Origin of the sequence: Fundidesulfovibrio putealis DSM 16056 (genome assembly GCF_000429325.1) — a bacterium.
Taxonomy (GTDB): Bacteria; Desulfobacterota; Desulfovibrionia; order Desulfovibrionales; family Desulfovibrionaceae; genus Fundidesulfovibrio; species Fundidesulfovibrio putealis.
In genome coordinates this window covers 1-3,632 of sequence record NZ_AUBQ01000028.1, presented here as the reverse complement: position 1 = coordinate 3,632, position 3,632 = coordinate 1, and the positions used below count along the sequence as shown (strand labels likewise).

The 3,632-nt window shown below is 54.6% G+C and carries 3 protein-coding genes; 2 read left to right on the top strand and 1 reads right to left on the bottom strand.

Annotated features, from left to right (window positions below):
• A partial coding sequence (locus tag G453_RS26625) for a MobA/MobL family protein (protein WP_169725359.1) occupies positions 1–1,846 on the bottom strand: 1,846 nt, incomplete at its 3' end.
• 160 nt (positions 1,847–2,006) lie between these two features.
• Here G453_RS26625 and G453_RS0116720 point away from each other — a divergent pair.
• Both G453_RS0116720 and G453_RS0116715 read left to right on the top strand, forming a co-directional pair.
• Complete coding sequence (locus tag G453_RS0116720) at positions 2,007–2,537, top strand: hypothetical protein (protein WP_027191965.1); 531 nt, start codon at positions 2,007–2,009, stop codon at positions 2,535–2,537.
• Positions 2,538–2,539: 2 nt separating this feature from the next.
• Positions 2,540–3,043: a hypothetical protein gene (locus tag G453_RS0116715; RefSeq protein WP_027191964.1), complete on the top strand. Its 504-nt coding sequence runs from the start codon at positions 2,540–2,542 to the stop codon at positions 3,041–3,043.
• Positions 3,044–3,632: the final 589 nt, after the last annotated feature.

Sequence of the window (3,632 nt, the reverse complement as noted above, 5' to 3'; positions counted from 1 at the left end):
CCCCGACAGGGGTAGCCGCCTGCACAAGGTCCTTCTTCAGACCAAGGGCTCTCACTGCTGCCAATGCCAGGGAAGCACCTGGGCACGTGGCAGCTAAGTAATTTTCCACGGCTTTATATGCTACATTCTTGCATAAATTCACAGCGCAATCTTTAAGGTTCATATGCGCCACATTATAAAGCGTTGACACCGCCTTTAAGGCGCTATTTTTACCTTCATATTTTACCATATCAACGCCGCTAACATCCTTTTTCTGGCTCGCTCTTTCAACAGCAGCGCCAAGACCTTTCATCTTTGCTTCTTGCTTCTGATACTCTTTGACGGACTGATATGTTTTATGCGCACTTTCGCACCATTCAATACCATACTTCCCAAGCTCTATTGTTGCATCTTCCTTTTCAATAGCTTGCTTCTCAAACACCTTAAACTCTTTCTCCATTCTGCTTATCTCGTCTTCAGAAACAACAGGCTTCCCATAGACGATTTCAGCATCCATATTCTTGATATGCTCGTTAAGCTGTGCCTCTGACTTGAAAGGCTTCTGCTGTGAAGGTGTGGCTTTGACCTGGTTGTCCGTTTCCGGCTTGGAAGTGGCCGATCTGGACGGTGCGGGCGTGGGCGTCTCGACCTTCGCCGCTGACGCCTGGCGCTCAACCTGGTCCACCTGGGGGCGTGGCTCCGGGGTCGCTTTCCGGTGAGCCTGCGAGGCTTCGGGCTTCACTTCCGGGGCCTGTGCCGCCCTCGTGGGTTCCTGAACGTGCGCGGTGGGCTGCTCAATCGGGGGGGGCTGATTCTGGCCGGCGCGTGGCGCCTCCACCTTCACGGCCTCGGCCTGGGGCTTTGGACTGCCGCCCGGCTTCGGCTGCTGCGCGACGTGCGGGGCCTGTTGGGGCTTGTTCACGCCTTCCATGGCCGTGATCTTCTTTTCCATCTCCGCGATCTGCTGCTTCAGCTGCGCTTGCATCTCCTCCCAGGTGAGGGGCGGGGCTTGCGCCTGGGGCTGACTGTGGCTGTGGCGAAGTCCTTGCCCCTGCTCCTGAGCCTGCTTGGCCCGGATGGCTTCAAGCTCTCGGTTGAGGGTGGCAAGCTCCTGCTCGGCCCGCCCCAGGTGGCCCACTTCCTGGACGTGCCGGGCGTTTCCGGCCTGAATGTCCATATTCCTGGCCGACCTCATGTCGTGGACCTCTGGCCGGGCCGGATCTCGGTAGCCCACGTGGATCTGAGGCGTCCGCTCGATGCCCTGTTCTTCCAGGGTGAGACGACTTATCCGGGCTTCATGCCCGGCCCGCTCTAACGCCTGATTGGCTTCCTGTTCCCACGAAACCCGCGCCCGCTCTATAAATTCCTTGTCGTGGAAGTCGGGCGATCTCCTGGCCCCGCCCCGCTCTGGGGTCTTTCCGTTGTACCGCTTGAACCACTGTTCTGGCTCCCGCTCGATGCCGTCGTTGATGCTGGCCGAAAGCTGCAAGTGGGCGTGTGGGTTCGTCCCGTCGTCATGGATGCCCAGAGTGTAGGGATGCCTTCCCCCCTCGGCCTGGCTCATGCGCTGGGCGTAGCTCCGGGCAAGCTCTATCTGCTGTTCCCGGTTGAGCTCCCTGGGCAAGGCGAACCGGACCTCTTTGCATACCTGGGCGTTGGCTCGGCTGAACTCGTCCGCGGCCTTCCAGTAGGCTTGCGGGTTCTCTTCGGCCCATCGTGGCATGTTCGCGCTGTGGGTGTGCGCGAGGTCGGATTCTTCCCCTTCTCCAAAGGCGTACTTGCCTTCCCGCGTGACGTACTGATGCTTGGCGCACGCGCTACCGGAGGCTTTGCCGACGTTGGAGATGTTGCAGTGATAGATTGCCATGATCGTGGGATTTTTGCCTTTCTGCCTTTTGGTCCAGGGCGTAGCCCTGGCGCACGTTTCGCGCAGCGAAACACATAAGTGCGCACTGAAGACAGTGAGCCGGATAGCACCACGGCACACATCTTGACAAGTCCTTGGCCTCTGTGCTTCATCCTCGACCATGACAGCCGAACAGCCAAAAACACTCGATGACCGTGCCGCTGAAATTCTGGCGGCAGGACAGGCAAAGACCACCCAAGAGGCCAAACTTCTTGCCAAGAAGGAACAGCTTCAAGCCGAGGTCGAACGGACAAAGAAATCCATCAGCGACTACCGGGCCAAGCTCCGAAAGAAGGCGGCGGAAAGACGCCGCAAGAGGGAGACGCGGGGAAAGATCGTCCTGGGTGCGGCCATCCTCAAGGCTGGATTGGCCGAGATTGACTATGACTCGGAGGATGAAAAGCAAATTATCCGGTTCAAGCAAGGATACGACGAAGAAAAATTAATACAAACTCTGTCAGGACTTGCAGATTCTTTTGCATATCACGTCATGAACATAGGAATGTCCGTAATGAAATCACTAAAAAAAGACGAAAACGGAAGTTTTGTTTTACATGAAAAGGGCTTTCCTATTATTATCGTTAATGATTCTGTTGTGAAATCCCTAAATGAGTTCTATGCAGCCATGCAAAATGCCAAGCTGGAGCCGTAGTCATGGATGAGAAGACCCTTATGCGGCTTGCCGCCTTTATCGACCAAAAGACACAAACACTTGAAAAAGCTGCTGAAAAAGCAACTATTGCAGCTAAATCAATAAATCAAGCCAACGAACAGTTACTTGCCAGGGATGAGAAGACTATTGAAACTAGCAACATGCTATCAAAGCACATGCAAAAACTCATAGAAACATGGAGTGGAAGGCCAATATTTTCAATACAATTCTGGATAAGTGGAGCAATAGTGTCAATCATTGTCGCAGGGATATACTACAAATCTGAAATCACATTTGAAAGAATTGGACAAGATGACAAAATAGATAGAATTGCTATGCGAGTAATGGAAATGAGCGATGACTTAAAATGGGCTCAATCAGCAGAAGGCAAATCAGCAAAAGAACTGTACGAGACATTAAAGAAAAATTACAACTACGATTATGCAAAAATAGACAGGGCTGAAAAGAAAAAATTCTTTGATTACATAGCTAAAGGTCGTAAATAACGCCCTTCGGGGCAAGGCTCCGCCCTGCCCCCGAACCCACACCAGGGGAATGATTCCCCCTGGCCCCCTCCACGATTGAGCCAGCTCCTGGCCCGGAAGACCGGGCCGAATCGCTTCCAGGCTGGCGGTCTGGTCCGTCTCTCCCGGCCACAATCCGCTTGCAAGATCGCGCCAAGCCCTCCGCAAAGCCTCCGGCCTTGTCACTTCCTTGCCGCTCCGGCTTCGCCGTGGCCGTGCGTTCCGTCCCGCTCCCCCGACTGCGGGGGGCTTGAGGCTTTGAAAGCCCCCGGCAGCCGGGGGAACGGTAGTTTTCAATCCAAAAGCCCCGGAGCAAAGCCATGAAAGCCTTCATCGTGTCCCTGGCCGTGATCTGCACCACGTCCGCCGTTGCTCCGCCTGGCACTTCCTCGACCTGCAAGCCAACATTGCCCGGAAGCCTACGGCTGTCACTCTGACCGGGCTACTTTCAAAATAAAATCCTGTCCTTCCGGAGAAATCGCCCGAGTCTCAAGTAAACACCCGTTGACAGTGTGTACTTACCGTGATTATTTCTTGCTTGGGTAGGTGAAACGGGGCTGTTTGTGGCGGG